Raw genomic sequence first — 25,297 nt, 5'->3', positions numbered from 1 at the left:
ATGGAAATATCGATCTGCACGGGAAAACCGCATCGCCCCCGTTGCGGGATCAGGCGGCGCCCTCCATCAGCGCCCGCATCTTTGCCGCATCGGGCTGCGCCACCACGCCCCGTTCGGTGACGATGGCATCCACCAGTTCCGCCGGCGTGACGTCGAACACCGGGTTCCAGGCCCCCGCGCCGGCGGCGGCCACGGGGTGACCGGCGCAGCCGAGCACCTCGTCCGGGGCCCGGGTCTCGATGGGGATCGCGGCCCCGTCGGGCGTATGCATGTCCACCGTGCTGCCGGGAGCGACCACCATGAACTTCGCGCCATGGTGACGGGCGAGGACGGCCAGCGAATAGGTGCCGATCTTGTTGGCCACGTCGCCGTTGGCGGCGATCCGGTCGCTGCCGACGATCACCCACTGCACCTGCCCCGAACGCAGCAGGGCCGCGGCGGCCCCTTCCACCAGCAGCTCCACCGGGATGCCGTCCCGCACCAGTTCCCAGGCGGTGAGCCGGGCGCCCTGCAGCCAGGGCCGGGTCTCGTCGGCGAAAATCCGTGACAGGCGCCCCTCCCCCCAGGCCTGGCGGATCACCCCCAGGGCCGTGCCGAAACCGCCGGTGGCCAGGGAACCCGTATTGCAGTGGGTGAGCACGCCCGAGCCGCTGGCGATCAGGGCCGCGCCCAGCTCGCCCATGCGGTAGTTGGCAGCGACGTCTTCCTCGTGAATGGCCCGGGCTTCGGCCAGCAGCGCCGCCAGCGGATCGGCAGGCCGCGCCGCGAGCACCCGGCGCATGCGGTCCAGGGCCCAGAACAGGTTGACTGCCGTCGGGCGGGATTCGGCCAGCAGGCGCAGATCCGCTTCCATGGCCTGCGGAAGATCCGGCGCCTCGGCGTGGGCCATGGCCGACAGCACCACACCGAACGCAGCCGTGATGCCGATGGCCGGCGCGCCCCGCACCACCATCTCCCGGATCGCCGTGGCCACCTCCTGCGCCGTACGGCAGTCGAGCCACACCGCTTCCCGGGGCAGGCGGCGCTGGTCGAGCAGTTGCAGGCGATTCTCCGCCCAGCGCATGGCGCGAATGGTATCGTGGGGGCGCGTCTCCAGGGACATGGCATTCTCCGGACGAAACGGAAGCGGCATTGTTGTTTCCTGCCGGCGTGGGGTCAAGCGGCTTCATTGAACGATGGTGGAAGAAACGCAGAAGGGCGGGAATACCCCGGCCACATGGCGGCTCCGCTGCGCTTGAGCCGCCCCGCGCGGCGGTGTTCTTTCCGGAAACCCGCGGCCAGAGGGTATACTCCCCGAAAAACCGTCCATGACCATGACCGAAGTCGATACCCTCATCCACGCCGCCTGGATCGCGCCGGTGGAGCCGGCCGAGACGCTGCTCGAGAATCACGCCGTGGCCATCCGCGATGGCCGCATCACGGCCATCCTGCCTGCCGAGGAGGCAGAGCGGCTCTCGGCCCGCCGCCGCGTGCGGCTCGACGAGCACATCCTGATCCCGGGGCTGGTCAACGCCCACACCCACGCCGCCATGAGCCTGATGCGTGGCCTGGCCGACGATCTGCCGCTGATGACCTGGCTGCAGGAACACATCTGGCCGGCCGAGCAGCAGCAGGTGAGCGCCGGTTTCGTTCACGACGGCAGCCTGCTCGCCTGCGCCGAGATGATCCGGTCCGGCACCACCTGTTTCAACGACATGTACTTCTTCCCCGAGGAAACGGCCCGTGCGGTGGATCAGGCCGGACTGCGGGCGGTGATGGGGCTGATCGTCATCGACTTCCCCAGCGCCTGGGCGCGCGACGCCGACGACTACCTGCACAAGGGCATCGCCCTGCACGACGAACTGCGTGGCCATGCCCGGATCCGCACCGCCTTCGCCCCTCACGCCCCCTACTCGGTGGCCGATGGCCCGCTGGGCCGGATCGTCACCCTGGCCGAGGAGCTGGATCTGCCCATCCACATGCACGTGCACGAGACGGCCGCGGAAGTGGAACAGTCCCTGAAGGAACACGGCCGGCGGCCCATCCAGCGGCTCGACGATCTCGGCCTGCTCGGCCCGCGCCTTGTGGCCGTGCACATGACCCAGCTCACCGAAGCGGAGATCGCCCACTGCGCCGAGCGTGGCGTGCAGGTGGTGCATTGCCCCGAATCCAACCTGAAACTGGCCAGCGGCTTCTGCGCCGCCGCGCGTCTGCGCGAGGCGGGTCTGAACGTGACCCTGGGCACCGACGGCGCGGCCAGCAACAACGATCTGGATCTGCTCGGCGAGATGCGCACCGCCGCCCTGCTGGGCAAGGGCGTGGCCGCCGACGCCGCTGCCCTGCCCGCCCCGGCCGTACTGGAGATGGCCACCCTGGCCGGCGCCCGCGCCCTCGGCCTCGACGACGAGATCGGCAGCCTCGTGCCCGGCAAGTCGGCGGATCTGGTGGCCGTGCGCCTCGACACGCTCGAAACCGCACCGGTCTATCATCCCCTCTCGCAACTGATCTATGCCGCCGGCCGCGAACACGTCACCGATGTCTGGGTGGCCGGGCAGCCACTGCTGCGCGATCGCGAGCTGACCACGCTCGACGAGGCCGAGCTGCTGGGCCGGGCAAGACACTGGCGGGACAAACTGCTGGGGAATGCCTGAAAGGCAGAGGAAAGCGGCATATCGACCTCAGCCGTAGCAGGGCAAGAGGTGCAAGCCGGTAGGAGCGGCGCGAGCCGCGAACAAGCGGGGACGGGTGACTGGAAGTGGCATTGAGTTTTCCCAGCCACCAGACATCGGTTACCGAATGTTCGCGGCTTGCGCCGCTCCTACAGTCGCTTTTACGGGTCTGTGCAAACCGCAGCCGAATGGTGCAAGCACCTCATTCAAACAGACTCCGTGACCTTCGTGTCCCCTGCCGGTGTGCCGAACGAAGTTCCCGCCGGCCGGGTTCTGGGGTATCCTTCGCGGGATGAACACGAGCGCCGAAACCAACGTCGATTCCCGCGAGATTGCCAAGTTCGAGGCCCTGGCCCATCGCTGGTGGGATCCGGAGAGCGAATTCAAGCCGCTGCACGACATCAACCCCCTGCGCCTCGAGTTCATCGAGCGCCGCGCCGGTGGCCTGGCGGGCAAGCGGGTGCTGGACGTGGGCTGCGGGGGCGGGATTCTCAGCGAGAGCCTGGCCGCGAAGGGTGCCGAGGTGACCGGGATCGACATGGGCGAGGCGCCCCTGGCCGTGGCCCGGCTGCACCAGCATGAATCGGGGCTCGAGATCGACTATCGCCAGACCACCGCCGAGGAACTGGCGGCCGAGAAGCCGGGGCGGTTCGACGTGGTCACCTGCCTGGAGATGCTGGAGCACGTGCCGGAGCCCGAATCGGTGATCCGGGCCTGCGCCACCCTGGTCAGGCCCGGCGGGCACGTGTTCTTCTCCACCATCAACCGCAATCCCAAGGCCTGGCTGTTCGCCATCGTCGGCGCCGAATACGTACTGCGCCTGCTGCCGAAAGGCACCCACGAGTACGAGAAGTTCATCCGCCCCTCGGAGCTGGAAGCCTGGGCCCGCCACGCCGGCCTGCAGGTGCGCGAGATCACGGGCATGAGCTACAACCCCCTGACCCGGATCTACCGGCTGGGGGCGGACGTGGACGTGAACTATCTCGCGCACTGTGTGCGCGAGAGTGGCGAGGGACGAGGGACGAGTGGCGAGGACGCAACGGCAAATCGTTAATCATCTCCCCTGCTTCTTCCTCACACCGTAGGCCGGCTCAAGCGCAGCGGAGCCGGCAAAATCATGTCATTCGGAAACGCCGGCTCCGCTGCGCTTGAGCCGGCCTACGCGAGGAGCCAACAATCTCGCGGTCCGTATTCGCGCTCACGCCATTTCATGATCAAAACGGTTCTCTTCGATCTCGACGGTACGCTGGCGGACACGGCGCCGGATCTGGCCAATGCGCTCAACGCCGTGCTGGAGGCCAATGGCCGCGAGCCCCTGCCCTTTGCGGCCATCCGGCCAGCCGTCTCCCACGGCGGCATGGCGCTGATCCGTCTGGGCTTCGGTATCGAACCCGAACATCCCGACTTCGAGCCGCTGCGCCGGCAACTGCTCGATCACTACGCCGCCCACATCGCCGACGAGACCCGCCTGTTCCCCGGCATGGAACGCGTGCTGACGCAGCTCGAAACCGAAGGTCGTCGCTGGGGGGTGGTGACCAACAAGCCCGGCTGGCTCACCGAACCGCTGCTCGGGAAACTGGGCCTGCTGCCGCGGGCCGCCTGCGTGGTCAGCGGCGATACCCTGCCAGAGCGCAAGCCCGATCCGGCGCCGCTCCATCACGCCTGCCGGCTCACCGGCAGCCACGCGGCCGAATGCGTTTACGTGGGCGATGCCAAGCGTGATATTCTGGCCGGACGGCAGGCCGGCATGCCGACCCTGGTGGCCCGCTTCGGCTATCTGGCTGCCGACGACCAACCCGAAACCTGGGGCGCCCATGGCCTGGTGGATCGCCCCGACGACATATTGACCTGGCTGGAGCGACTTTGAACCCCACCGATCCCACCGTGCTCACGCTCCTCGGCGTCGCCCTGGCCGGCCTGCTGCTGGGCGGACTGATGGTGGCCGTCTGGCTCGGCCGCCGCCTGGCGATACTGCGCGAACGCAACACCGAACTGACCACCACCCTCGATCTGGAACGGCGCAACCACGAGGAAAAGATCGCGGCCATGGAGGCCGCCCGCGAGGAACTGGGCAAGACCTTCGACGCCCTCTCGGCCCGGGCCCTGGCCCGCAACAACGAAGAGTTTCTGCGCCTGGCCCGCGAGAACCTGGAAAAGCTCCAGGCCCAGGCCGGCGCCGAGCTGGAGAAGAAGGAAAAGGCCATCGAACACCTGGTCCGCCCCATCCGCGAAGCCCTGGAGAAGACCGAACGGCAAATCCGCGAAATCGAGAAGGAACGCAAGGAAGCCTACGGCTCGCTCAAGGAACACCTGCAGAGCATGGCCCAGACCCAGGCCAACCTGCAGGACCAGACCCGGAACCTGGTGCAGGCCCTGCGCCGGCCCGAGGTCCGCGGCCAGTGGGGCGAGCTGACCCTCAAGCGGCTGGCCGAGCTGGCCGGCATGGTGGAGCACTGCGATTTCGTGGAGCAGGAAACGGTGCACACCGACGAGGGCCGCCAGCGCCCCGACATGATCGTGCGCCTGCCCGACGGGCGCGAGATCGTGGTGGACGTGAAAACCCCGCTGGACGCCTACCTGGCGGCCATCGAGGCCGGCGACGACGGCGAACGCAGCACGCAACTCCTGCGCCACGCGCGCAACGTGCGCCAGCGGGTGACCGAACTGGCCAGCAAGGCCTACTGGTCACAGTTTCCCAACACGCCCGACTTCGTGGTGCTGTTCATCCCCGGCGATCAGTTCCTGGCCGCCGCCCTGGATCAGGATCACGTGCTGCTGGAAGACGCCCTGCGCCAGCAGGTGATCCTGGCCACGCCCACCAGCTTCGTGGCCCTGCTGCGGGCCGTGGCCTTCGGCTGGCGGCAGGAACAACTCGCCGAGAACGCCGAGAAGATCCGCGAACTGGGCGAGGATCTCTACAAGCGCCTGCTGACCTTTACCGGCCACCTGGAAAAACTGGGCCGCAGTCTCGAGACCAGCGTCAAACACTACAACAGCGCCGTCGGCTCCTTCGACAGCCGGGTGCTGCCGGGCGCGCAGAAGTTCGCCGAGATGGGCATCGAGGCCCGCAAGGCGCTGCAGGCCCTGGAGCCGGTGGAAAGCGGCACCCGGGTTCCGGTGGAAAGAGAAAGCGACACAGCGGAAAACAATGGGTCAAAGACGTAATTGGCCAGTGTCACATGGCGGGCGTGCTAGAGAGTTGTTCCGATAATATCGATCAATTTTCGCTACTGGCACGAAGCCCTCATGGCCGGAAAGGGGTTGCGTGACCTTCGGCCGCAAGGATGCGGCCGCAGAGCCTACATGGATGTATTCACGGCGTGTCACGCAACCCCTTTCCGGCCATGAGGGCGGTCGTCAGGGTTAGGTTGCCAGCAGCAAAATGACTTAATATTCCCGAACAACCATGCAGGTGTCTGTATTTTAGACAGCCTACTTGAGACGTTCCTTGACGGCCCTGGTCGTCTCGTCGAGCACTTCCGAGGCGGTCTCCCTGACCTTGTCCTGCAGGTGCTTTTCCGCGAACGGATTGCTGAACACCGGTTCGTCACGGCCCAGGTTGTAGCCGAACCACAGGCCCAGCAACAGCCCCAGCAGCACACCGGAGAGCAGGAATTTCAACATGCGCACGGTTTCATCTCCCTTGCCAGCGGATTTTTCCCCACCATACCGATGACCACCCCCACCGTGCAAGCGGCCATCGCCCATTGCCGAGAACTGGCCCGGCGCCATTACGAGAACTTTCCGGTTGCCTCCCGTCTCCTGCCCCGGCCCCTGCGGGAGCCGGTGGCCGTGATTTACGCCTTCGCCCGCACCGCCGACGACTTCGCCGACGAGGGCGATCTTTCCCCCGCGGAGCGCCTCGCACGGCTCGATGCCTGGAGCGCAGCCCTGCGCCAGGCCGAGATCCCGGCAGCCGATCCGATCCTGGTGGCCACCGAAGCCGTCATCAACGAACATCACCTGCCCCGCGAGCCCTTCCTGGATCTGCTCAGCGCCTTCCGCCAGGACGTGAGCGTGCGGCGCTATCCCGATTTCGCCGCCCTGCACGCCTACTGCCGCCGTTCCGCCAATCCCGTGGGGCGGCTGCTGCTGCATCTGGCCGGGGAAGCCTCCGCGGCCAACCTGGCCGACTCGGATCGGATCTGCACCGCCCTGCAACTCGTCAACTTCCTCCAGGACCTGCAGCAGGATTACCACGAACACGGGCGGATCTACCTGCCACAGGACGAGCTGCGCGAGGCCGGCGTGAGCGAGCGACACCTTGCCGAGGGGCTCAGCGACGCGGCCATGCAGCGCCTGGTCGAGCGCCAAATCCGCCGCGCGCGCATTTTCCTGCACGCCGGCGCGCCGCTGGGGCGGCGGCTGCGCGGCCGCTTCGGGCTGGAGATCCGCCTGATTATCCAGGCTGCCTTCACGGTGCTCGACCGGCTTGCCGAGCACGGCGGTGACGTGTTCCGCCGGCCGCGGCTGCGTCGGCGGGATTACGCCGGGATCCTGTGGCGGGCCATGATCACCAGATAGCCCGCTCACGATATCCATGGTTTTTCGCGGCTTGCGCCGCTCCAACGGCGACGGTCGATGCTAAGATCGCCCTTCGTCAACCGCCGGTTCCCTTCATGACGCCCGACCAGTACTGCCAGGACAAGGCGGCCCGCAGCGGCTCCAGTTTCTATTACAGCTTTCTCTTCCTGCCCGCCGAACAGCGCCGCGCCATCATTGCGCTGTATGCCTTCTGCCGGGAGGTGGACGACGTGGTGGATCGGGCAGGAGATCCGGGCGTGGCCCGAGCCAAGCTGGCGTGGTGGCGCGAGGAGATTGGGCGCCTCTACGCGGGCAGGCCGCTGCATCCGGTCACCCGCGCCCTGCAGCCGGTCATCGAGCGCGTGAACCTCGCCGAAGAGCAGTTCCTGGAAATCATCGACGGCATGGCCATGGATCTGGACACCCGGCGCTATCCCGATTTCACCGCCCTGTCGCTGTACTGCTACCGGGTCGCCGGCGTGGTGGGGCTGATGAGCGCCGAGATCTTCGGCTACAGCCGGCACGAGACCCGCAAGTACGCTCACCACCTGGGCCTGGCCTTCCAGCTCACCAACATCATCCGCGACGTGCGCGAGGATGCGGAACGGGACCGGATCTACCTGCCGCAGGACGAACTGCAGCGTTTCGGCGTGCCGGAATCCGACCTCCTCGCCCATCGGGAGACCCCGGCCTTTCTCGACCTGATGGCCTTCCAGGCCAAACGCGCCTACGGCTACTACGACAAGGCGCTGTCGCTGCTGCCGGCCGAGGACGCCCGCCGCCAGCGCACCGGCCTGGTGATGGCTGCCATCTACCGCGCCACCCTGGACGAAGTGGTGGCCGACGGCCTGCACGTGCTCAGCCGGCGGGTACGGCTCACTCCCCTGCGCAAGCTCTGGCTGGCGCTGAGCGCCCGCTGGCGGCTGCGCGGCGGCCTGCCGCGGGCCGCATGAACGAAGCGCGCATCGGCATCGTGGGGGCCGGCTGGGCCGGCCTGGCCACGGCGATCACCCTGGTCGATGCCGGCCAGCCCGTCACCCTCTACGAGGCCGCAACCCGCCCCGGCGGCCGGGCCCGCGATCTGCCCTGGCAGGATCTCGTCCTCGACAACGGCCAGCACCTGTTCATCGGCGCCTATCGTCAGACCCTGGCCCTGATGCGCACCCTCGGCCTCGATCCGGAACAGGCCTTCCTGCGCCTGCCTCTCGACCTGACCCTGCTGGGCACGCCGCGCCAGGCGGAACTGGCCCTGCGCGCCCCTGCCCTGCCGGCGCCGCTGCATCTGCTCGCCGGGCTGTTGCGCGCACAGGGACTTGACTTCACCGATCGCCTGCGCGCCCTGCGCTTCGGTGCCGGCTGGAAGGCGGCTCGCTGGCCGGCGGACGACGACATCAGCGTGTCACAATGGTTGCGCCAACAGGGTCAGTCGTCACGCCTTTGCAAGACGCTCTGGGAACCCCTGTGTCTGGCCGTCATGAACACGCCTCCCGACACGGCCTCGGCCCGGGTGTTCGCCCGCGTGTTGTGCGATGCCTTCCTGCGCCGGCGGCATGACTCCGACCTGCTCGTCCCGCGGCGCTCCCTGGGCGCCCTGCTGCCGAAGCCGGCCGTCGCCTGGCTGCGCGCGCGGGGCACGGAAGTGGTGCGCGGTCGCATCGACGCAATCACGCTGGAAGCCGATGGACGCTTCCGGCTGCAGGGCCGCGGCCTCGGCATACGGCGACACGCCCGGTTGGTCCTTGCCCCCGGCCATCATGCCCTGGCCAGGCTGCTGCCCGATCATCCGTCCCTGAAGGGCATCGCGGACATGGCCCGGCGTTTCGGCAACGAACCCATAACCACCGTCTATCTGCACTATCCGCCACAGGTGCGCCTGACGCAGCCGATGCTCGGCCTGCTGTCGGCCCCGGGCCAGTGGCTGTTCGATCGGCGCGTAGCGGGAGAGCCGGGCATGATGGCCGTGGTGATCAGTGCCGGCGGTTCGCACATGACACTGTCGAAGGATGCACTGATCCAGGCGGTAAGCGCCCAACTCGCCAATCATTTTCCTCTCTGGCCACCACCCCGTGCCGGTTTCGTGGTACGGGAGAAGCGGGCCACCTTCCGCTGCGAGGTGGGCATCGACGCGCGGCGACCCGGCAACGCCACCCCGTTGCCGGGGCTGTGGCTGGCCGGCGACTTCACCGACACCGGCTACCCCGCCACCCTCGAAGGCGCGGTGCGCAGTGGGGTACAATGCGCGCTTTCGATCCTCGACTCACCCACGCCACAGGCCGTTCCATGAAGACCATTCCCGCCGACTACCGGCCCGCTCCCGACCTGCTCCGCGATCGCGTCATCCTCGTCACCGGCGCCGGCTCCGGCCTCGGGGCCGAGGCGGCGAAGACCTACGCAGCCCACGGTGCCACCGTGATCCTGCTCGGGCCCATCGTGCGGGAGCTGGAGATGGTCTACGATGCCATCGAAGGTGCCGGCCACCCTCAGCCGGCGATCTATCCGATGGATCTGGAAGGCGCCCACTATCAGCATCACGAGGAACTGGCCGCCACCATTGAGCGGGAATTCGGCCGCCTCGACGGCGTGCTGCACAACGCCGCCCTGCTCGGCGCCCGCATGATGATCGAGCAGTTCGATCTCAAGCTCTGGGCGCGGATCATGCAGATCAACCTCAACGCCCCCTTCATGCTCAGCCGCGCCTGCCTGCCCCTGCTGCGCCAGGCCCCGGATGCCGCCCTGATCTTCACCTCCGATGCCGTCGCCCGTCACGGCAAGGCCTACTGGGGCGCCTACGGTGTAAGCAAGGCCGCCGCCGACAACCTCATGCAGATCATCGCCGACGAAACCGAAAACAATACCTCGGTTCGCGCCAACAGCCTCGACCCCGGCCCCGTCGCCACCCCCATGCGCCGCCACGCCTTCCCCGGCGAGGATCCCCGCACCCTCCCCCAACCGGCCGACCTCATGCCGGCCTACCTTTACCTGATGGGGCCGGACAGCCAGGGGGTGACAGGAGAGATCTTTACGGTCTGAAGGACCGGGCCTGGGATCGTTACCTGTCAGGCCATCGGGATCCTGTTATTGAACGTCTCAAAATTGAGCTGACATAAACGGGACAGGTGGGGGACGGGGGTTGGCCGGCTCAAGCGCAGCGGAGCCGGCAAAAATCGTGTCGTCCAGACATGGCGGCTCCGCTACGCTTGAGCCGTATATGGTCTCCTCCCGTTTTGCAAGACGTTGTACCAAACTTCGACAGGGACAGGATTGCGCTCGTATATCCGGCCTGTTTGTGAGGCTTTTTGCGCCTCTGGCCTCGATGAGATCTGCGCGTATCGTCCTAATCGCCCTAGCGGCTTGTCCCAGCCTACGGCTCAAGCAGGTTTTCGATACGCCGGTCTGACCTGTTTGTCATCGCTCGCCACAGCGTCTTCGCAATCGTCGGCAGGCTAACTCTCCAAATCGTTCCTCGCGGGCCCTGCCCGCCTTCAGACCGGGCGGTAATCCGCCCGGTATTCCGTCTTGTTCCTCAATACCGCCCACCCCATCCGGGCCATCTTGTTGGCCAGCGCCACCACCGCCTTGTTGTAGCCGCGCTCCGCCCGGATCCGGTTGATCCAGCGGCTGAGCCGGTCATCCTTCCCCGCCGCCGCCTTCACCACCGACCGCGCTCCATGCACCAGCAGACTGCGCAGATAGCCGTCTCCCCGCTTGCTGATCCCCTGCAGCCGTTCCTTCCCTCCGCTACTGTGTTGGCGGGGCACCAGACCCAGGGATGCGGACACATCCCGTCCCCGCCGCCAGGCCCGGCCGTCGCCGATCTGGCTGTAGAAAACCGGCGCCACCACCGGCCCGTAACCCGGGATCGCCCGCAGCCGCTTCACCGCCTCGTTCCGGCGGCTGTAGCCTTCCAGTTCCCGGGTGTAAAACGCAATGTGCGCGTCCAGCTCCTGAAACCGCCGGTAACTCTCCCACAACAGCTGCCGAAACCACTCGCTCAGGCCATTCTCCGCCTCCGACAGCACCTCCGGCAGGCGACGCCGCAGCGTATTCACCCCCTTGGGCAGAACAATCCCGTATTCCCCCAGCAGACCCCGTATCTGGTTGACCAGCGCCGTGCGGTCCGCAAGACAGCGCTCGCGCAGACGGTGCAGCGCCTGGATGTCCTGCTGCTCCGGTGTCTTCACCGACACAAACCGCATTTCCGGCCGCACCACCGCTTCGGCTATCGCCAGCGCGTCGTTGTAATCGTGCTTGTTCCCCCGCACAAACGGCTTCACGTACTGCGGCGGAATCAGCTTCACCTCGTGGCCCAGTGCCTGCAGCTCCCGCGCCCAGTAGTGGGCGCTCGCGCAGGCTTCCATCCCCACCAGGACCGGCTCCAGGTTCGCAAAATACGCCAGCACCTGCCCTCGCCTCAGCATCCGCTTGCGCACCACCTTGCCCCGCTCGTCGCAGCACACCACGTGAAACACGTGCTTTGCCAAATCCAGTCCAACCGTCGTAATCTTGCTCATGGTCTCCTCCTCCTTCTTCGATGGATGGTGAAGTGCTTCCATCTTGGCGCATCGTGACGCCGTTTTTAAGGGGGGGAGGAGACCATCTCATCGCCCTACGGATGGGAGGTGAAACCATTTTGAGACGATTAACAAGCGATCCGTGGGTCGGGCTTCAGCCCGACATGCATTGCACCGATGGGGCGTGTCGGGCTTAAGCCCGACCTACAATGGAGGGAGAAAAACCGGCTCTATGCCTCCCTGGCGCCTGCGTGCCTTGGCAGGCTGTTAGAGGGTGGTCGCGTCAGCCTCCGGGTTGACCTTGCCCTCGCGGAATTCCTGCACGGTGAAATGGGTGTATTCCCTGGGCAGGACGAACAGGGCCGGATCGGCGCGGTAGTCGGTGCGGAAGTCGATGAGGGTGCGTCCGGCGCCCTTGGGGCTCCATTCCTGGATGGGGAAGCCGTAGGCGAAGTGGCGGCCCGCGGCGAAGGTGTTCATGGACATGTCGCAGGCGTCGTGCAGATCGGCGGGGATGGTGTTGAAGGTCACCTTGCTGTCGGAGGCCAGCACGGCGGCGAAGTCGCGCAGGGCATCCACCGCATCGGGCAGCAGGCCCTTCACGCTCACCGTGTCGTAGCAGATCTCGCCGTTGGCGAGGAACTGGTAATGCTGCGGGATCCTGCCGTCGATGGCCGGCGCATCCTGCATGTTGCCCAGCGCATGGGCCTCCAGGTTCAGCTTCATGGGCGGCTCGATCTCGATGGACTTGGGATGCACGGCCAGCACCGTTTCATCCTCGCTGTTGACGCTGTAGACGATCCGCTTGCGCCGGTCGAAGAGCACGAAGTCCACCGAACCCTCGCCATCGTCGAAACGCATGAAGTCGGGCGTGACGATGACCCGGGTGCGGTAGGGTTCGACGCCTTTCTCGAATTCGATGAAGGTCAGCAGGATGTCGTGGCCGGCGGCGGCCGGTTCAGCGCTTTGCGCCGTGGCCTCGGGTTCGGCCTGCTGACAGGCGCCGACGAGGATCAGCAGAAGCGTAAAACCGATGATGCGCAGCATTGGATTCATCCCGTTCCTTCCAGATAGTCGAGTTCCGCCTCGGTGAAACCGGCCCGCAAGCGGGCGTCCCGGTCGAGCGGTCCCCGGATTCTGCCCTGTCGGCTGGCCGATAGCAACGACCGGAACGTGCTTTCCGGCTCGAGTTTGTGGATCGCGCACAGATGCCGGAACCAGCGGGTGCCGATGGCCACGTGCCCCACCTCGTCACGCTGGATGATCCGCAGGATCTCCACCGCCGCCGTATCGCCGATCTCTTCCAGTTTGGCCATGATCCCGGGGGTGACGTCCAGGCCCCGGGCCTCCAGTACCCGGGGCACCAGCGCCATGCGGATCAGCGGATCGTGATCGGTCTCCACTGCCGCCTCCCACAGGCCGTTGTGAGCGGGGAAGTCGCCATAGTCGAAACCCAGGCCGCGCAGATGCGTCCGCAGCAGACCGAAATGCGCCCCTTCTTCCCGGGCGACCCGGAGCCAGTCGGTGTAGAAGTCGGCGGGCAGATCGGGGAAGCGGTACACGGCGTCCAGGGCCAGGTTGATGGCATTGAACTCGATGTGGCAGATGGCATGGATCAGCGCCGCGTGGCCCTCGGGCGTACCGAGCCGGCGCCTGGCCAGATCGCGCGGCGCCACCAGTTCCGGCCGCGGCGGACGCCCCGGCACCGGCACCGCCTCCACCGCGACCGGTTCCGCCGCCAGCCGTCCCGCCTGCCAGTCACTCTCGAGCCGGCCCACGGCGGCGATCTTGGCATCGGGATCGGTCTCGAGCAGCGCCGCGTGCGCCTGGAGGTGAAGGTTGGTGTGGGTCATTACCGGCATTATACCGGGGTTTTCCCGGCCACCTGCTACCCGCCACCGCCGCATCGCGGCGAGGGCGCCGCTCCTGCGGTGAGTTCAGGTGCCGGTTTTGAGAGCCAGGACCAGATCCATCACGTTGGTGCCGGTGGGGCCGGTGTCGACGAGATCGCCGCTGGCGGCGAGGAAGGTACCGGCATCGGCACGGCGCAGGCAGTCGGCGGCCGACAGGCCCTCGGCTTCGCCTCGGCGCACGGTATCCCCGTCGACCAGTGCGCCGGCGGCATGGCTGTTGCCGTCGCTGCCGTCGGTGCCCGCCGCCAGCAGCCAGAGATCGCGCCGGCCGGCCATGGCCAGGGCGACCGCCAGGGCCAGGTGCTGATTGCGACCGCCGCGGCCGGGATCAGGCGGAAGCGTGACGGTGGTCTCGCCGCCCCACAGATGGAGGCCGACCGGCGCCTGCGCCAGTTCGGCGACGATCCGCTGGGCCATGGCCTCCGCCTCGCCCTGCAGGGGTTCGGCATGATCGAACACCGGGAAGTCCTGGCAGGCTTTGGCTGCCGCTTCGCGGGCCACACGGTTGCTGGCCACGATTCGGTGAGGAATGGCCGGCACGTCGGGAAAAGGCTGCGCATGACGCGCCAGCAGGGCCGCCACCCAATCGGGCAACGCCGGCGGCAGTGGCGTGGCGGGCGGCGCATGGAAGGGCCCGGAAGCGATCAGGGCCGGGTCGTCACCGGGCACGTCGGAGATGAGCAGCACCTCGGCCGGGCGCCGGCCGAGCTGCGCCGCCAGCCGGCCACCCTTGACCCGGGAGAGCGTCTGGCGGATCCGGTTGACCTGGTGGATGGAAAGGCCACTGCCGAGCAGCCAGCGGTTGAGGCGTTGCAGTTCCTCGAGGGTCATGCCTTCCGGCAGCACCTCAACCAATGCCGAGGCGCCGCCGGAGATCAGGGCCAACAGCAACCAGCCTGGCGGCAAATCGGCCACCGCCGCGGCGGCCGCCTCGCCGGCGAGGAGCGAGTCGGCATCGGGAACCGGATGGCCCGCCTCGAGTAGCCGCAGCCGGTGCGGCAACGGCCCGCCATAGCCGTGCCGGGTGATCACCAGCCCGTCGGCCAGGCGTGCTCCCAGGACTTCGGCGGCGCCCCCGGCCATGGCCACCGCCGCCTTGCCCATGGCCAGCAGGCGCACCGGACGGGGATCCGTTGCCGATGCCGCCAGGGCCCGGCGCACGGCCACATCGCCCTTCACGGCCGCCAAGGCCGAGGCGAAGAGCCGCAACAGGTAGGCCCGGGGCTGCGCCGGGGAAGCCCCGTTCATGGCATATCCCTGATCGGATTCGGTGCTTGTGTCATTGACGCTTCTGCCCTGGCTGCTATAACTGAATGACGCGAGGCACAAGGAGGCCTGCCATGCAACTGCCCACTCCACTCTACGAGATCCTGCCGGTGTCCTACGTGCTCGGCGGCATCGCCGTGGCCTTTACCCATCCCGAACCCCTGCCCTTCGTCTCCGGCATCGTCCTAGCGCTGGGGGGACTGGCGATTCTCGTGCAACGGCAGCGGTTCCGGGCCCGGCGGCGCGGGCGGCGCCAGAGCCGGCGCCGTCTGGCCTTCTGACGGACCCGGCCCTTCCTTTCCTCCCCCAGGACGCGGCTGCCGGCCAGGTCGCGTCCGACTCTTTTTGCCTGTGCCAAGCCCGGATATTGCACCAAGTCGAGGACGGGCGGTTAATCAGGCTATTGAAGAGCAATGGCATATTGAGGGTTATCGGCTTGTTTTGGTAAACACATTTTGTTCCTGCCCGCCCTCTGCGCCGGCCCTTGCGGCTTTTCGCTCGCCCTCGCTTGCGCTTCACGAAAGCCGTAGCCATGGCTACGCCTTTCGCTCCACCGCGGCGCGAGCGCGGCTGCAAAGGCCGCAATCATCCGGCGCCTTGGTTCAATATCCGGGCAAGGTATCATTCCGGAAGGAAACCTTCACGCTGAGACATTCGCATGCATGATCCCTGTCTGCCCCGCGTGGGCGTGGGTGCGGTGGTATTCCGCAACGGCGAAGTGCTGCTGGTGCGCCGCGCCCGGCCGCCGCGCGCCGGCGAGTGGGCCATTCCCGGTGGCAAGGTGCGGCCGGGCGAGACCCTGCAGGCCGCGGCCGAGCGGGAAATCCGCGAGGAGACCGGTATCCGGATCCGCGCCGGTGAGCCGGTGCATGCCTTCGATCTCATCGAACGGGACGCGGACGGAGCGTTGCGCTGGCACTATGTGATCGTGGATCTGATGGGCGAATACCTCGACGGCGAACCCCGCGCCGCCGACGATGCCGGCGCTGCCGGCTGGTTCGGTGCCGAAGCGCTACAGCGGCTTTCCCTGAATCCCGACACGCGGCAGTTGCTGGCAACGTGGTATCCGGCGCTGGCAGCCAGATAGCCGTTTCGAATCCCCGAACATTTTGGGCCGCCGATCCAGGATCGGGTACGCCCATGAGGCGGATCAGATCTTTTCCAGCCCCCGGGCAAGATCCTTCTCGATGTCGCCGACGTCTTCCAGGCCCACGGCCACGCGGATCAGGCCGTCGGCGATCCCCGCCTCGGCCCGTTCCTCCTCGGAGAGCCGGCCGTGGGTGGTGGTGGCAGGATGGGTGATGGTGGTCTTGGTGTCGCCGAGATTGGCGGTGATGGAGCACAGGCGGGTGTGGTCCACCACCGTCCAGGCGCCTGCCCGGCCGCCGCGCACCACGAAGGAGACGATGCCGCCGAAGCCGCTTTGCTGGGCTTTCGCCAGTTCGTGCTGGGGATGACTGGGCAGGCCCGGATAGAACACCGTCTCCACCGCCGGATGAGCTTCGAGAAAGCGGGCCAGACGCAGGGCATTGGCGCTGTGGGCTTGCATGCGCAGGCGCAGGGTCTCCAGGCCCTTGAGGAACACCCAGGCGTTGAAGGGGCTCATGCTGGGCCCGGCGGTGCGCAGAAAGCCGAACACCCCCTCGCCCACCGCCTCGGCATCGCCCACCACGGCGCCGCCCACGCAGCGGCCCTGGCCATCGATGTACTTGGTGGCCGAGTGGATGACGATGTCGGCCCCCAGGGACAGCGGCCGCTGCAGTGCCGGCGTGCAGAAAGCGTTGTCCACTACCAGCCGGCAGCCGTGGGCATGGGCCAGATCGGCCAGGGCGCGAATGTCGGCGATCTCGGTGAGCGGATTGGAGGGCGTCTCCAGGAACAGCAGCTTCGTCTCCGGCCGGATGGCCGCCTCCCAGGCGGCCAGATCGGTGAGCGGCACGAAGCTCACGTCCACGCCGAAGGGCTTGACGTACTTGTTGAACAGCACCACCGTGCTGCCGAAGATGGCCCGCGAGGAGACGATGTGATCCCCGGCCTGGAGCAGCCCCATGACCGTGGCCAGGATGGCCGACATGCCCGACGCCGTGGCCACGCAGCGCGCCCCGCCTTCCAGCGCCGCCAGGCGCTCCTCGAAGGTGCGCACGGTGGGGTTGGTGAAACGGGAATAGATGTTGCCCGACTCGTCCCCGCGGAATCGCGCCGCGGCCTGGGCCGCGCTGTCGAACACGTAGCTGGAGGTGGGGAAGATGGGCTCGGCATGCTCGTGCTCGGCGGTGCGATGCTGCCCGGCGCGCACCGCCAGCGTGTCGAAACCCCAGTCGTCGTTGTCGAAATCCATGGTCGTCGTCCTCAATGGAAGAGACAGGCTAAATCAAGGAGCGAACCAACGCAAAGAGTGCGAAATCGTCATGGGGAGAACCCGGACCGCATTCAGCGTGGAGAGGCAGGAGCGGCGCAAGCCGCAACCACCATGTCGCGGCTTGCGCCGCTCCTACGGGGCGTTGTCCGTGTTCACCGATGATTCACAATCCGTTACGCGCCTTTGCGTCGAATGCACACGCTCACGCCGTGTTGTGAATCTCCAGAACTTCGTTGTCCTTGTCGAGCTTGTCGGCGCGGGCCTTGTCGTTGCGGCGGGCTTCGAGTTCGGCCAGGTATTCGGGGGTGACGTCACCGGTGACGTATTCGCCGTTGAACACGGAGGTGTCGAAACGCTTGATGTCCACCTTCTTGCTCACGGCCTTGACCAGATCGTCGAGATCCTGGAAGAACAGGCGGTCGGCGCCGATGGCCTCGCAGATCTCGTCCTCGCTGCGGCCGTGGCCGATCAGTTCGTGGGCGGCGGGCATGTCGATGCCGTAGACGTTGGGATAGCGCACCGGCGGCGCGGCGGAGGCGAAATAGACCTTGTTGGCGCCGGCCTCGCGGGCCATTTCGATGATCTGCCGGGAGGTGGTGCCGCGAACGATGGAGTCGTCCACCAGCAGCACGTTCTTGCCCTTGAACTCAAGGCCGATGGGGTTGAGCTTCTGGCGCACCGACTTCTTGCGCTGGGTCTGGCCCGGCATGATGAAGGTGCGGCCGATGTAGCGGTTCTTGATGAAGCCTTCGCTGTACTTCACGCCCAGGGTGTAGGACAGCTGCAGGGCGGCGGTACGGCTGGTGTCGGGGATCGGCAGCACCACGTCGATGTCGTGGTTGGGAAACGCCCGTTCGATCTTGCGCGCCAGGTACTTGCCCATGCGCAGGCGGGCCTTGTAGACGGAGATGCCGTCCATCAGCGAATCGGGACGGGCGAAGTAGACGTGCTCGAAGATGCAGGGCGTCAGCTCCGGCGCCTCGGCGCACTGGCGGGCGTGCAGGGCCCCGGCCATGTCGATGAACACCGCCTCGCCGGCCTGCACGTCGCGCAGCAGCTCGAAACCGAGCACGTCGATGGCCACGCTCTCGGAGGCGATGATGTATTCGGGGCCGTCGGCCGTCTGGCGGCGGCCGATGGCCAGGGGGCGGATGCCGTGGGGATCGCGAAAGGCCAGGATGCCGTAGCCGGTGATCATGGCCACCACCGCATAGGCGCCACGGCAGCGGCGGTGCACGCCGGCCACGGCGTCGAAGATGTCGCCCGGCTCGATCTTCAGCTTGCCACAGCTCTGCAGTTCGTGGGCGAAGACGTTGAGCAGGATCTCCGAGTCGGAATCGGTGTTGATGTGGCGCCGGTCTTCCACGAACAGATCCCGCTTGAGCCGGGCGGCGTTGGTGAGGTTGCCGTTGTGGGCCAGGGTGATGCCGAAGGGCGAGTTGACGTAGAACGGCTGGGCTTCGGCCGAGGAGAAGTTGCCCGCCGTGGGATAGCGCACGTGGCCGATGCCCATGTTGCCCTTCAGGCGCAGCATGTGGCGGGTGTGGAAGACGTCGCGCACCAGCCCGTTGCTCTTGCGCATGAACAGCCGGTCGTCGTCGCAGGTGACGATGCCGGCGGCATCCTGGCCCCGGTGCTGCAGGACCGTGAGGCCGTCATACAGCGCCTGGTTGACCGGACTTCTGGCAAAGATCCCGATGACTCCGCACATGAATGGCTTTCCTCGTTCAACACGGACCCGGCGGGGCCCATCGACAGCGTGATTATCCGATTCCGCCCGGCAGGTGCGCCGGGAGGAGAGCCCGCATCCACTGGGCGATCACCTCGAAGCGGAACAGCAACAGCGATTCCTTCCACCAGCTTTCCTGGGGCAGGCTCGTGAGCCCGCCGATGAAGACCAGCGCGGCCACCAGCAGCACGCCGCGCAGGAAGCCGAAAATCAGCCCCAGAAACCGATCGGTGCCCGACAGGCCGGTGGCCTGCACCAGCCGCGAGGCGAAGAAGTTGGCCACGCTGGTCACGATCAGGGTGGCCACGAACAGCACCGCGAAGGCGGTGATCAGGCGCAGGTTGGGATCGCCGATGCTGTTGCGGAAATACCCGGCCAGCGGCGAAGCGAAGCCCAGCGATACCCAGAAGGCCAGCACCCAGCCGGCCAGCGACAGGGCTTCCTTGACGAAGCCGCGCACGAAACTGATCAGGGTGGAGACCAGCAGGATGGCGAGGATGGCGTAGTCGACGATCAGCATGACGGGTTTCAGGGATGGCGGACCACGAGGCCCTCGAGCTTGAAGCGGGCCAGGATGCGCTTGCGCTGGGCCTCGGCATCGGCCTTCTTCACCCAGGGCCCGACCCGGACGCGGTAACGGGGCTGCCCGCCGGCCAGCGTCACCTTCTCCACGAAGGCCGGAAAGCCCTGCTTGGCCAGCTTCGCCTTCAGGGCCAGGGCATTGTCACGCTTGCGGAAACTGGCCACCTGCACGGCCCAGGCCAGCGCCTCGCCCTGCCTGGCGGTGGACGGGGCCTTGCCGGGGGCCGGCGCGGCCGGCTTGGCAGGTTCGCCGGCGGAAGCACGCGGAGCGGCGGGGGCCTTCGGCACCTTGCCGGTGGCCGGGGCGGGCGCTGCCGACGGGGAACGCTCGTCGATGGGGATCCGCACCGTTTCCTCGGCCCGGGGCGGTGGCACGGGATTTTCGATCTCGAGCACCCGCAGCGACTGCAGTTCCGGGGGCTTTTCGGGGATGACCGTGTCGGCGTCGATGAAGTCCCGATCCCGGTTGCCGGAGAGGATCATGGGCACGAAGATGACGGCCAGGGCCACCAGGACGATTGCGCCGACAATGCGTTGTTTGAAGGAATGCTCGTCCACGAAACCTGGTTGACCGCTGCGGGATGGCCGGAAAGCGCGATTATACGCCGGCGGCCATGGCCCCCGCCACCGTGAGGAAGGAACCGCAGATCAGCACCCGGTCGTCCGGCCCAGCCAGTTCGCGGGCCCGGGCCACCGCCACGGCGACATCGGCGCAGGTTTCCACCGGCGCGCCGCGATCCAGTCCGCCGAGCACCTGCGCCAGTTCCGCTGCCGGCAGTGCGCGGGGCCCGCCGGGCGAACAGGCCAGCCAGTGATCGACGCGGGGAGAAAGGGCCTGCATGGCCTCGGCCACCGCCTTGTCGCGCAACATGCCCACGATGGCGAGCGTGCGGCCGGCGCCGGGCGGTCGCTTCAGCAGCGCCGCCAGCGCACGCATGCCGTCGGGATTGTGGGCCACGTCGAGGATCCATTCGGGCCGGCCGGGACGGCGGGTGAAGCGGCCCGGCAGGCGCACAGCGCGCAGGCCCCGGTCGATGGCTTCCGCCGCCGGCCGCAGGGCCGGCGGCAGGTGCTCGAGCACCGCCAGCACGCCTCCCGCGTTGGCGCACTGGTGGCGGCCCGGCAGGGCCGGCAGCGGATGGCGCCGCGCCCCTTCCCTGCCCTGCCAGATCAGCCCGCTGGCGTCGCAACGGCAGGCGTAGTCCCGGCCGGCCACGGCCAGCGGCACGCCGAGGTCGGCGGCCCGCGCGGCGATGCTTGCGGGCATGTCGTCTCCGGCGAACACCGCCGGGCGGGCGGGACGCAGGATGCCGGCCTTCTCCGCGCCGATGGCTTCCCGATCGGGCCCCAGCCAGTCGGTGTGATCGAGGCCGATGCCGGTGATGAGGGCGATGTCGGGATCGAGAATGTTCACCGCATCCAGCCGCCCCCCCAGCCCCACTTCCAGCAGCGCCACGGCTGGTGCCTGGCGCCAGAAGATGTCGAGGGCCGCGAGGGTGCCGAACTCGAAATAGGTGAGCGGCACCTCGCCCCGCGCCGCATCCACGCGGGCAAACGCTGCCACCAGCTCGGCATCGCCGACCGGCTCGCCACCGAGGCGGATCCGCTCGTTGTAACGCAGCAGATGGGGCGAGGTGTAGGCGCCGGTGGCATGCCCGGCGGCGCGCAGGACGGCCTCCAGCATGGCCACGCTCGAGCCCTTGCCGTTGGTGCCGGCCACGGTGATGGTGAAAAAAGGCGGCGGCCCAGCGTGCAGGCGCTGCCACACGGCGCGCACCCGATCGAGGCCGAGTTCGATTTCGGCGGGGTGAAGGGATTCCTGGTAGCGGAGCCAGTCGTCGAGGGAAGAAAAGCGGGGATGATCAACCACGGGGCTCACGAAAGATCAGAGAGATTCCTTGTAGGAGCGGCGCGAGCCGCGATGCGGCGGTAGCGGGTAGCTGGGGCCGGGTGGCTGGTAAAAGCGTTTGTTTTCCCAGCTGCCAGCCACCAGCAACCCGCTACCCTTTTATCGCGGCTTGCGCCGCTCCTACTGGCATGCCCAACTCGTCCCTCGCCACTCGGCCCTGCCGACGCCTACGGCGTCGGCTTGTGGGTCATGATGGCCAGCAGGCGGGCGAGGCGGTCGCGCATTTCGCGGCGGTCGATAATGAGGTCGATGGCGCCGTGTTCGAGCAGGAATTCGCTGCGCTGGAAGCCTTCGGGCAGGGTCTCGCGCACGGTCTGTTCGATGACCCGCGGGCCGGCGAAACCGATCAGGGCATTGGGCTCGGCCACGTTGATGTCGCCGAGCATGGCCAGGCTGGCGGAGACGCCACCCATGGTGGGATCGGTCATCACCGAGATGAAGGGCACGCCGTGCTTGCCCAGCCGGGCCAGGGCGGCGGAGGTCTTGGCCATCTGCATCAGGGAGAACAGGGCTTCCTGCATGCGCGCGCCGCCGGAGGCGGAGAAGCAGATCAGGGGCGCGCGCAGCTCGATGGCCCGGTCCACGCTGCGCACGAAGCGCTCGCCCACCACCGAACCCATGGAGCCGCCCATGAAACGGAATTCGAAGGCCGCGGCCACCACCGGGATCTGCTTGAGCTGGCCCTGCATGACGATCAGGGCATCGTTCTCGCCGGTGGCCTTCTGGGCCTGGTGGAGGCGATCCTTGTATTTCTTCAGATCCCGGAACTTGAGGGCGTCCACCGGCTTGAGGTTCTCGCCGATCTCGATGCGGCCTTCCGGATCGAGGAAGTGATCCAGGCGCCAGCGGGCGCCGACCCGCATGTGGTGATCGCACTTGGGGCAGACGTAGAGGTTGCGCTCGATCTCGGCCCGGTAGAGCACCGCGCCACAGGCCGTGCACTTATCCCACAGGCCTTCGGGGATGCTCTTCTTGGTGCTCGTCTCGGTGCGGATCCGGGACGGGAGGAGTTTGGAGAACCAGTTCATGTGTCAGTCCTGCTTGTTTCCGGTGGGGGGAGGCTTTGCGTTCTCCCCCTCACCCTGTCCCCGGAGGGGAGAGGGAATCCTTCGTTCGATATTGTGCTCTGCCTGCCCTGGCACGTTCACTCCCTCTCCCCCTCAGGGGGAGAGGGCCGGGGTGAGGGGGAACCCTATCACGCTCCGGCATCGAGGGCCCGGCGCATCTCGCCGAGAAGTTCGGTCACGGCCGGGGCGATGCGCTCCGGCTCGGTCACGTGGGCCTCGATGCGCCTGACCAGGGCGCTGCCCACCACCACGGCGTCGGCCACGGCGGCGATGGCGGCGGCCGATTCGGCGTCCTTGATCCCGAAGCCTACTCCCACGGGCAATTCTGTCAACTCGTGGATGGCGGCCACCTTTTCCCGGACCGAGTCCACGTCGAGGTGGCCGGCGCCGGTGACGCCCTTGAGGGAGACATAATAGAGGAATCCGCTGCCCAGTTCCGTGATCGTGCGCATGCGCGCGGGATCGGTGGTGGGCGCGATGAGGAAGATCAGATCCAGATCGTGCGCGCGCAGGGCGGCCACCAGATCGTCGGCCTCCTCCGGCGGCATGTCCACCACCAGCACGCCGTCCACGCCGGCTTCGGCGGCGTCCCGGGCGAAGGCGGCATAGCCCTTGATCTCCACCGGATTGAGATAGCCCATCAGCACCACGGGGGTCTCGGCGTCCTGCTCGCGGAAGCGGCGCACCATGTCCAGCACCTCGTCCAGGGTCACGTCGTGCTCCAGGGCCCGCTCCATGGCCTTCTGGATCACCGGCCCTTCGGCCATGGGATCGGAGAACGGCACGCCCAGTTCGAGGATGTCGGCGCCCGCCTCGACCATGGCTTGCAGCAGGGGCACGGTGTGCTCGGGTGCCGGATCGCCGGCGGTGACGTAAGGAATGAGCGCCTTGCGGCCGGCGGCGCGCAGGGCGGCGAAGCGGGTCTGCAGGCGGCTCACAGCGTGATCCCCTCGTGGTTGGCGACGGTGTGGATGTCCTTGTCGCCGCGGCCGGAGAGATTGACGATCAGGATCTGGTCACGGCCCAGGGTCGGGGCCAGTTTCTTCGCATACGCCAGGGCATGGCTCGATTCCAGGGCCGGCAGGATCCCTTCGATGCGGGTCAGATCGTGGAAGGCCTGCAGGGCCTCGTCGTCGGTGACCGCGACGTATTCGGCGCGGCCGGTATCCTTGAGCCAGGCGTGTTCGGGCCCCACTCCCGGATAGTCGAGCCCGGCGGAGATGGAGTGGGTGGGGATGATCTGGCCGTGGGCGTCTTCCATGAGATAGGTGCGGTTGCCGTGCAGGACGCCCGGCTTGCCGGCGCACAGGGGCGCGGCGTGTTTGCCGGTGTCGAGCCCGTATCCGGCCGCCTCCACGCCGTACATGGCCACGTCCCGATCCCCGATGAAGGGATGGAACAGGCCGATGGCGTTGGAGCCGCCCCCCACGCAGGCCACCAGGGCATCGGGCAGCCGGCCCTCGTGCTGGAGGATCTGCTCGCGGGCCTCGCGGCCGATGATGGCCTGGAAGTCGCGCACCATGGCCGGATAGGGATGGGGGCCGGCGACGGTGCCGATGATGTAGAAGGTGTCGTCGATGTTGGTGACCCAGTCGCGCATGGCCTCGTTGAGCGCGTCCTTGAGGGTGCGCGAACCGGAGGTGACCGGCACCACGGTGGCGCCCAGGAGTTTCATGCGATAGACGTTCATGGCCTGGCGCTCGATGTCCTCGGCGCCCATGTAGACCACGCACTCCAGGCCCAGGCGCGCGGCCACCGTGGCGCTGGCCACGCCGTGCTGGCCGGCGCCGGTCTCGGCGATGATCCGGGTCTTGCCCATGCGCTTGGCGAGCAGGGCCTGGCCGACGGTGTTGTTCACCTTGTGGGCGCCGGTGTGGTTGAGATCCTCGCGCTTGAGGTAGATCCGCGCCCCGCCCAGTTCGCGGCTCCAGCGTTCGGCGAAGTACAGGGGGCTGGGACGGCCCACGTACTGCTGGAGTTCGAAGTCCAGCTCCGCCTGGAAGTCCGGATCCCGCAGATACTTCGCGTAGGCCTCGCGCAGCTCGCGGATCGGCCCCATCAGGGTTTCGGCCACGAACATGCCGCCATAGGGGCCGAAATGGCCCCGTTCGTCCGGCATGTCGTAGGGTTCGATTGCAGCTTCAGTGCTCAACATTCATGACCTCTCGAATGAAGGCCGCCATGCGATCGGCGTCCTTGATGCCCTTGGCCCGTTCCACCCCGCCGGAGACGTCCACCGCCCAGGGACGCACGCGGCGGATCGCCCCGGCCACGTTTTCCGGTGCCAGGCCGCCGGCCAGGATCAGGGGCCGCGGGCGCTGCGCGGGGATCCGATCCCAGTCGAAGGTTTCGCCGGTGCCGCCCGGCACCCCCGGCCGCCAGGCATCCAGCAGGATCCCCTGGGCATCGGGATAGCGGGCCATCTGCGCCGCCACGTCCATCTCCGGGGCCATGCGCAGGGCCTTGATCCAGGGGCGGCCGTGGCCGCGACAGGCCGCCGGGCTCTCGTCGCCGTGGAACTGGAGCAGATCCAGCTGGGCCGTCTCGATGGCCGCGGCGATGTCCTCCCGCTCCGCGTTCACGAACAGCCCCACCCGGGTGACGAAGGGCGGGAGCTCGCGCACCACTTCCGCCGCCTGGGCGGGCGTGACCGCGCGGGGACTGGGCGGGTAGAACACCAGGCCGATGGCGTCGGCGCCGAGGCGGGCCGCCTCCAGGGCGTCTTCCGCCCGGGTAATGCCGCAGATCTTGACGCGGGTTCGCATATGTTCGCGGGGGTCGATGAAAAA

At 67.6% G+C, this 25,297-nt stretch carries 25 protein-coding genes; 10 read left to right on the top strand and 15 right to left on the bottom strand.

Translation table 11 applies throughout. The annotated features are described in order from the left end of the window. Positions 1 to 49: 49 nt before the first annotated feature. The gene (gene mtnA / locus ACZ5BH_RS12140; protein WP_464889525.1) at positions 50 to 1,102 is read right to left on the bottom strand and encodes an S-methyl-5-thioribose-1-phosphate isomerase; all 1,053 of its coding nucleotides are present in this window, start codon (positions 1,100 to 1,102) and stop codon (positions 50 to 52) included. Between the two features lie 211 nt (positions 1,103 to 1,313). On the opposite strand from mtnA, the gene ACZ5BH_RS12135 reads away from it, so the two are divergent. The 4 genes from ACZ5BH_RS12135 to ACZ5BH_RS12120 all read left to right on the top strand — a co-directional run bounded on the left by ACZ5BH_RS12135 (position 1,314) and on the right by ACZ5BH_RS12120 (position 5,813). Further along, positions 1,314 to 2,630, top strand: coding sequence for a TRZ/ATZ family hydrolase (locus ACZ5BH_RS12135; protein ID WP_464891219.1), 1,317 nt, complete (start codon positions 1,314 to 1,316; stop codon positions 2,628 to 2,630). Positions 2,631 to 2,940: 310 nt separating this feature from the next. Continuing rightward, positions 2,941 to 3,702, top strand: coding sequence for a bifunctional 2-polyprenyl-6-hydroxyphenol methylase/3-demethylubiquinol 3-O-methyltransferase UbiG (ubiG, locus tag ACZ5BH_RS12130; protein WP_464889524.1), 762 nt, complete (start codon positions 2,941 to 2,943; stop codon positions 3,700 to 3,702). Between the two features lie 156 nt (positions 3,703 to 3,858). After that, positions 3,859 to 4,515 carry a phosphoglycolate phosphatase gene (gene gph / locus ACZ5BH_RS12125; protein WP_464889523.1) on the top strand — a complete coding sequence of 219 codons (657 nt, stop codon included), beginning with the start codon at positions 3,859 to 3,861 and terminating at the stop codon, positions 4,513 to 4,515. Further along, on the top strand, positions 4,512 to 5,813 hold the full coding sequence (locus ACZ5BH_RS12120) for a DNA recombination protein RmuC (protein WP_464889522.1): 1,302 nt from the start codon (positions 4,512 to 4,514) through the stop codon (positions 5,811 to 5,813). Before gph ends, ACZ5BH_RS12120 begins: the two co-directional genes overlap by 4 nt. A 267-nt stretch (positions 5,814 to 6,080) precedes the next feature. On the opposite strand, the gene ACZ5BH_RS12115 is transcribed toward ACZ5BH_RS12120, so the two are convergent. Then, positions 6,081 to 6,272 (bottom strand): hypothetical protein, encoded by a 192-nt coding sequence (locus tag ACZ5BH_RS12115; RefSeq protein ID WP_464889521.1) that lies wholly within the window; start codon positions 6,270 to 6,272, stop codon positions 6,081 to 6,083. A 48-nt stretch (positions 6,273 to 6,320) separates the two neighbouring features. Here ACZ5BH_RS12115 and hpnC point away from each other — a divergent pair, with 48 nt between their 5' ends. The 4 genes from hpnC to ACZ5BH_RS12095 all read left to right on the top strand — a co-directional run bounded on the left by hpnC (position 6,321) and on the right by ACZ5BH_RS12095 (position 10,202). Next, the gene (gene hpnC / locus ACZ5BH_RS12110; protein WP_464889520.1) at positions 6,321 to 7,172 is read left to right on the top strand and encodes a squalene synthase HpnC; all 852 of its coding nucleotides are present in this window, start codon (positions 6,321 to 6,323) and stop codon (positions 7,170 to 7,172) included. 95 nt (positions 7,173 to 7,267) lie between these two features. Next, positions 7,268 to 8,125, top strand: a complete 858-nt coding sequence (gene hpnD, locus ACZ5BH_RS12105; RefSeq protein WP_464889519.1) for a presqualene diphosphate synthase HpnD — start codon at positions 7,268 to 7,270, stop codon at positions 8,123 to 8,125. Continuing rightward, entirely contained in the window at positions 8,122 to 9,456 is a 1,335-nt protein-coding gene (gene hpnE / locus ACZ5BH_RS12100) for a hydroxysqualene dehydroxylase HpnE (RefSeq protein WP_464889518.1), read from the top strand. Before hpnD ends, hpnE begins: the two co-directional genes overlap by 4 nt. After that, positions 9,453 to 10,202, top strand: coding sequence for a YciK family oxidoreductase (locus tag ACZ5BH_RS12095; RefSeq protein ID WP_464889517.1), 750 nt, complete (start codon positions 9,453 to 9,455; stop codon positions 10,200 to 10,202). Before hpnE ends, ACZ5BH_RS12095 begins: the two co-directional genes overlap by 4 nt. Positions 10,203 to 10,654: 452 nt before the next feature. Here the strand turns inward: ACZ5BH_RS12095 and ACZ5BH_RS12090 are convergent, their stop codons facing one another. The 4 genes from ACZ5BH_RS12090 to ACZ5BH_RS12075 all read right to left on the bottom strand — a co-directional run bounded on the left by ACZ5BH_RS12090 (position 10,655) and on the right by ACZ5BH_RS12075 (position 14,844). Beyond that, a complete protein-coding gene (locus ACZ5BH_RS12090; protein WP_464891200.1) occupies positions 10,655 to 11,683 on the bottom strand; it encodes an IS110 family RNA-guided transposase in 1,029 nt (342 codons plus the stop codon). Between the two features lie 267 nt (positions 11,684 to 11,950). Beyond that, positions 11,951 to 12,739, bottom strand: coding sequence for a hypothetical protein (locus ACZ5BH_RS12085; protein WP_464889516.1), 789 nt, complete (start codon positions 12,737 to 12,739; stop codon positions 11,951 to 11,953). Next, positions 12,736 to 13,536: a ferritin-like domain-containing protein gene (locus ACZ5BH_RS12080; RefSeq protein WP_464889515.1), complete on the bottom strand. Its 801-nt coding sequence runs from the start codon at positions 13,534 to 13,536 to the stop codon at positions 12,736 to 12,738. The genes ACZ5BH_RS12085 and ACZ5BH_RS12080 overlap by 4 nt, the downstream gene beginning before the upstream one ends. Before the next feature lie 84 nt (positions 13,537 to 13,620). Beyond that, the gene (locus ACZ5BH_RS12075; RefSeq protein WP_464889514.1) at positions 13,621 to 14,844 is read right to left on the bottom strand and encodes a glycerate kinase type-2 family protein; all 1,224 of its coding nucleotides are present in this window, start codon (positions 14,842 to 14,844) and stop codon (positions 13,621 to 13,623) included. A gap of 92 nt (positions 14,845 to 14,936) precedes the next feature. Between ACZ5BH_RS12075 and ACZ5BH_RS12070 the strand changes: the two genes are divergently transcribed. Together ACZ5BH_RS12070 and ACZ5BH_RS12065 are read left to right on the top strand one after the other, a co-directional pair. Continuing rightward, positions 14,937 to 15,143, top strand: coding sequence for a hypothetical protein (locus ACZ5BH_RS12070; protein WP_464889513.1), 207 nt, complete (start codon positions 14,937 to 14,939; stop codon positions 15,141 to 15,143). Between the two features lie 377 nt (positions 15,144 to 15,520). Beyond that, positions 15,521 to 15,949, top strand: a complete 429-nt coding sequence (locus tag ACZ5BH_RS12065; protein WP_464889512.1) for an NUDIX hydrolase — start codon at positions 15,521 to 15,523, stop codon at positions 15,947 to 15,949. A 63-nt stretch (positions 15,950 to 16,012) separates the two neighbouring features. Here ACZ5BH_RS12065 and ACZ5BH_RS12060 read toward each other — a convergent pair whose 3' ends face one another. The 9 genes from ACZ5BH_RS12060 to ACZ5BH_RS12020 form a co-directional block, all read right to left on the bottom strand. Beyond that, positions 16,013 to 17,200: an O-succinylhomoserine sulfhydrylase gene (locus tag ACZ5BH_RS12060; RefSeq protein ID WP_464889511.1), complete on the bottom strand. Its 1,188-nt coding sequence runs from the start codon at positions 17,198 to 17,200 to the stop codon at positions 16,013 to 16,015. 223 nt (positions 17,201 to 17,423) lie between these two features. After that, positions 17,424 to 18,932: an amidophosphoribosyltransferase gene (purF, locus tag ACZ5BH_RS12055; protein WP_464889510.1), complete on the bottom strand. Its 1,509-nt coding sequence runs from the start codon at positions 18,930 to 18,932 to the stop codon at positions 17,424 to 17,426. A gap of 52 nt (positions 18,933 to 18,984) precedes the next feature. Next, entirely contained in the window at positions 18,985 to 19,470 is a 486-nt protein-coding gene (locus ACZ5BH_RS12050) for a CvpA family protein (RefSeq protein ID WP_464889509.1), read from the bottom strand. Between the two features lie 8 nt (positions 19,471 to 19,478). Next, positions 19,479 to 20,090 carry an SPOR domain-containing protein gene (locus tag ACZ5BH_RS12045; protein ID WP_464889508.1) on the bottom strand — a complete coding sequence of 204 codons (612 nt, stop codon included), beginning with the start codon at positions 20,088 to 20,090 and terminating at the stop codon, positions 19,479 to 19,481. Between the two features lie 40 nt (positions 20,091 to 20,130). Next, positions 20,131 to 21,411 (bottom strand): bifunctional tetrahydrofolate synthase/dihydrofolate synthase, encoded by a 1,281-nt coding sequence (folC, locus tag ACZ5BH_RS12040; RefSeq protein WP_464889507.1) that lies wholly within the window; start codon positions 21,409 to 21,411, stop codon positions 20,131 to 20,133. A gap of 197 nt (positions 21,412 to 21,608) precedes the next feature. Further along, positions 21,609 to 22,469, bottom strand: a complete 861-nt coding sequence (accD, locus tag ACZ5BH_RS12035; RefSeq protein ID WP_464889506.1) for an acetyl-CoA carboxylase, carboxyltransferase subunit beta — start codon at positions 22,467 to 22,469, stop codon at positions 21,609 to 21,611. 167 nt (positions 22,470 to 22,636) lie between these two features. Continuing rightward, the gene (gene trpA / locus ACZ5BH_RS12030; RefSeq protein WP_464889505.1) at positions 22,637 to 23,446 is read right to left on the bottom strand and encodes a tryptophan synthase subunit alpha; all 810 of its coding nucleotides are present in this window, start codon (positions 23,444 to 23,446) and stop codon (positions 22,637 to 22,639) included. Next, positions 23,443 to 24,663 (bottom strand): tryptophan synthase subunit beta, encoded by a 1,221-nt coding sequence (gene trpB, locus ACZ5BH_RS12025; RefSeq protein ID WP_464889504.1) that lies wholly within the window; start codon positions 24,661 to 24,663, stop codon positions 23,443 to 23,445. Before trpB ends, trpA begins: the two co-directional genes overlap by 4 nt. Continuing rightward, positions 24,650 to 25,273 carry a phosphoribosylanthranilate isomerase gene (locus tag ACZ5BH_RS12020; RefSeq protein WP_464889503.1) on the bottom strand — a complete coding sequence of 208 codons (624 nt, stop codon included), beginning with the start codon at positions 25,271 to 25,273 and terminating at the stop codon, positions 24,650 to 24,652. The genes trpB and ACZ5BH_RS12020 overlap by 14 nt, the downstream gene beginning before the upstream one ends. Between the last annotated feature and the right edge of the window lie 24 nt (positions 25,274 to 25,297).

Source organism: Thioprofundum lithotrophicum, from assembly GCF_055387065.1.
Note: the sequence above shows the minus strand (reverse complement) of the source record. Positions and strands in the feature narration are given on the sequence as shown.

What these genes read in the sequence shown, in the direction of transcription:
- accD (WP_464889506.1), bottom strand. Translation starts at nt 22,469, where the DNA reads ATGAACTGGTTCTCCAAACTCCTCCCGTCCCGGATCCGCACCGAGACG.
- trpB (WP_464889504.1), bottom strand. Translation starts at nt 24,663, where the DNA reads ATGTTGAGCACTGAAGCTGCAATCGAACCCTACGACATGCCGGACGAA.
- ACZ5BH_RS12070 (WP_464889513.1), top strand. Translation starts at nt 14,937, where the DNA reads ATGCAACTGCCCACTCCACTCTACGAGATCCTGCCGGTGTCCTACGTG.
- purF (WP_464889510.1), bottom strand. Translation starts at nt 18,932, where the DNA reads ATGTGCGGAGTCATCGGGATCTTTGCCAGAAGTCCGGTCAACCAGGCG.
- gph (WP_464889523.1), top strand. Translation starts at nt 3,859, where the DNA reads ATGATCAAAACGGTTCTCTTCGATCTCGACGGTACGCTGGCGGACACG.
- ACZ5BH_RS12065 (WP_464889512.1), top strand. Translation starts at nt 15,521, where the DNA reads ATGCATGATCCCTGTCTGCCCCGCGTGGGCGTGGGTGCGGTGGTATTC.
- hpnD (WP_464889519.1), top strand. Translation starts at nt 7,268, where the DNA reads ATGACGCCCGACCAGTACTGCCAGGACAAGGCGGCCCGCAGCGGCTCC.
- ACZ5BH_RS12060 (WP_464889511.1), bottom strand. Translation starts at nt 17,200, where the DNA reads ATGGATTTCGACAACGACGACTGGGGTTTCGACACGCTGGCGGTGCGC.
- ubiG (WP_464889524.1), top strand. Translation starts at nt 2,941, where the DNA reads ATGAACACGAGCGCCGAAACCAACGTCGATTCCCGCGAGATTGCCAAG.
- ACZ5BH_RS12075 (WP_464889514.1), bottom strand. Translation starts at nt 14,844, where the DNA reads ATGAACGGGGCTTCCCCGGCGCAGCCCCGGGCCTACCTGTTGCGGCTC.
- ACZ5BH_RS12115 (WP_464889521.1), bottom strand. Translation starts at nt 6,272, where the DNA reads ATGTTGAAATTCCTGCTCTCCGGTGTGCTGCTGGGGCTGTTGCTGGGC.
- ACZ5BH_RS12135 (WP_464891219.1), top strand. Translation starts at nt 1,314, where the DNA reads ATGACCGAAGTCGATACCCTCATCCACGCCGCCTGGATCGCGCCGGTG.
- hpnE (WP_464889518.1), top strand. Translation starts at nt 8,122, where the DNA reads ATGAACGAAGCGCGCATCGGCATCGTGGGGGCCGGCTGGGCCGGCCTG.
- ACZ5BH_RS12080 (WP_464889515.1), bottom strand. Translation starts at nt 13,536, where the DNA reads ATGACCCACACCAACCTTCACCTCCAGGCGCACGCGGCGCTGCTCGAG.
- ACZ5BH_RS12090 (WP_464891200.1), bottom strand. Translation starts at nt 11,683, where the DNA reads ATGAGCAAGATTACGACGGTTGGACTGGATTTGGCAAAGCACGTGTTT.
- ACZ5BH_RS12020 (WP_464889503.1), bottom strand. Translation starts at nt 25,273, where the DNA reads ATGCGAACCCGCGTCAAGATCTGCGGCATTACCCGGGCGGAAGACGCC.
- ACZ5BH_RS12050 (WP_464889509.1), bottom strand. Translation starts at nt 19,470, where the DNA reads ATGCTGATCGTCGACTACGCCATCCTCGCCATCCTGCTGGTCTCCACC.
- ACZ5BH_RS12085 (WP_464889516.1), bottom strand. Translation starts at nt 12,739, where the DNA reads ATGAATCCAATGCTGCGCATCATCGGTTTTACGCTTCTGCTGATCCTC.
- mtnA (WP_464889525.1), bottom strand. Translation starts at nt 1,102, where the DNA reads ATGTCCCTGGAGACGCGCCCCCACGATACCATTCGCGCCATGCGCTGG.
- ACZ5BH_RS12095 (WP_464889517.1), top strand. Translation starts at nt 9,453, where the DNA reads ATGAAGACCATTCCCGCCGACTACCGGCCCGCTCCCGACCTGCTCCGC.
- hpnC (WP_464889520.1), top strand. Translation starts at nt 6,321, where the DNA reads ATGACCACCCCCACCGTGCAAGCGGCCATCGCCCATTGCCGAGAACTG.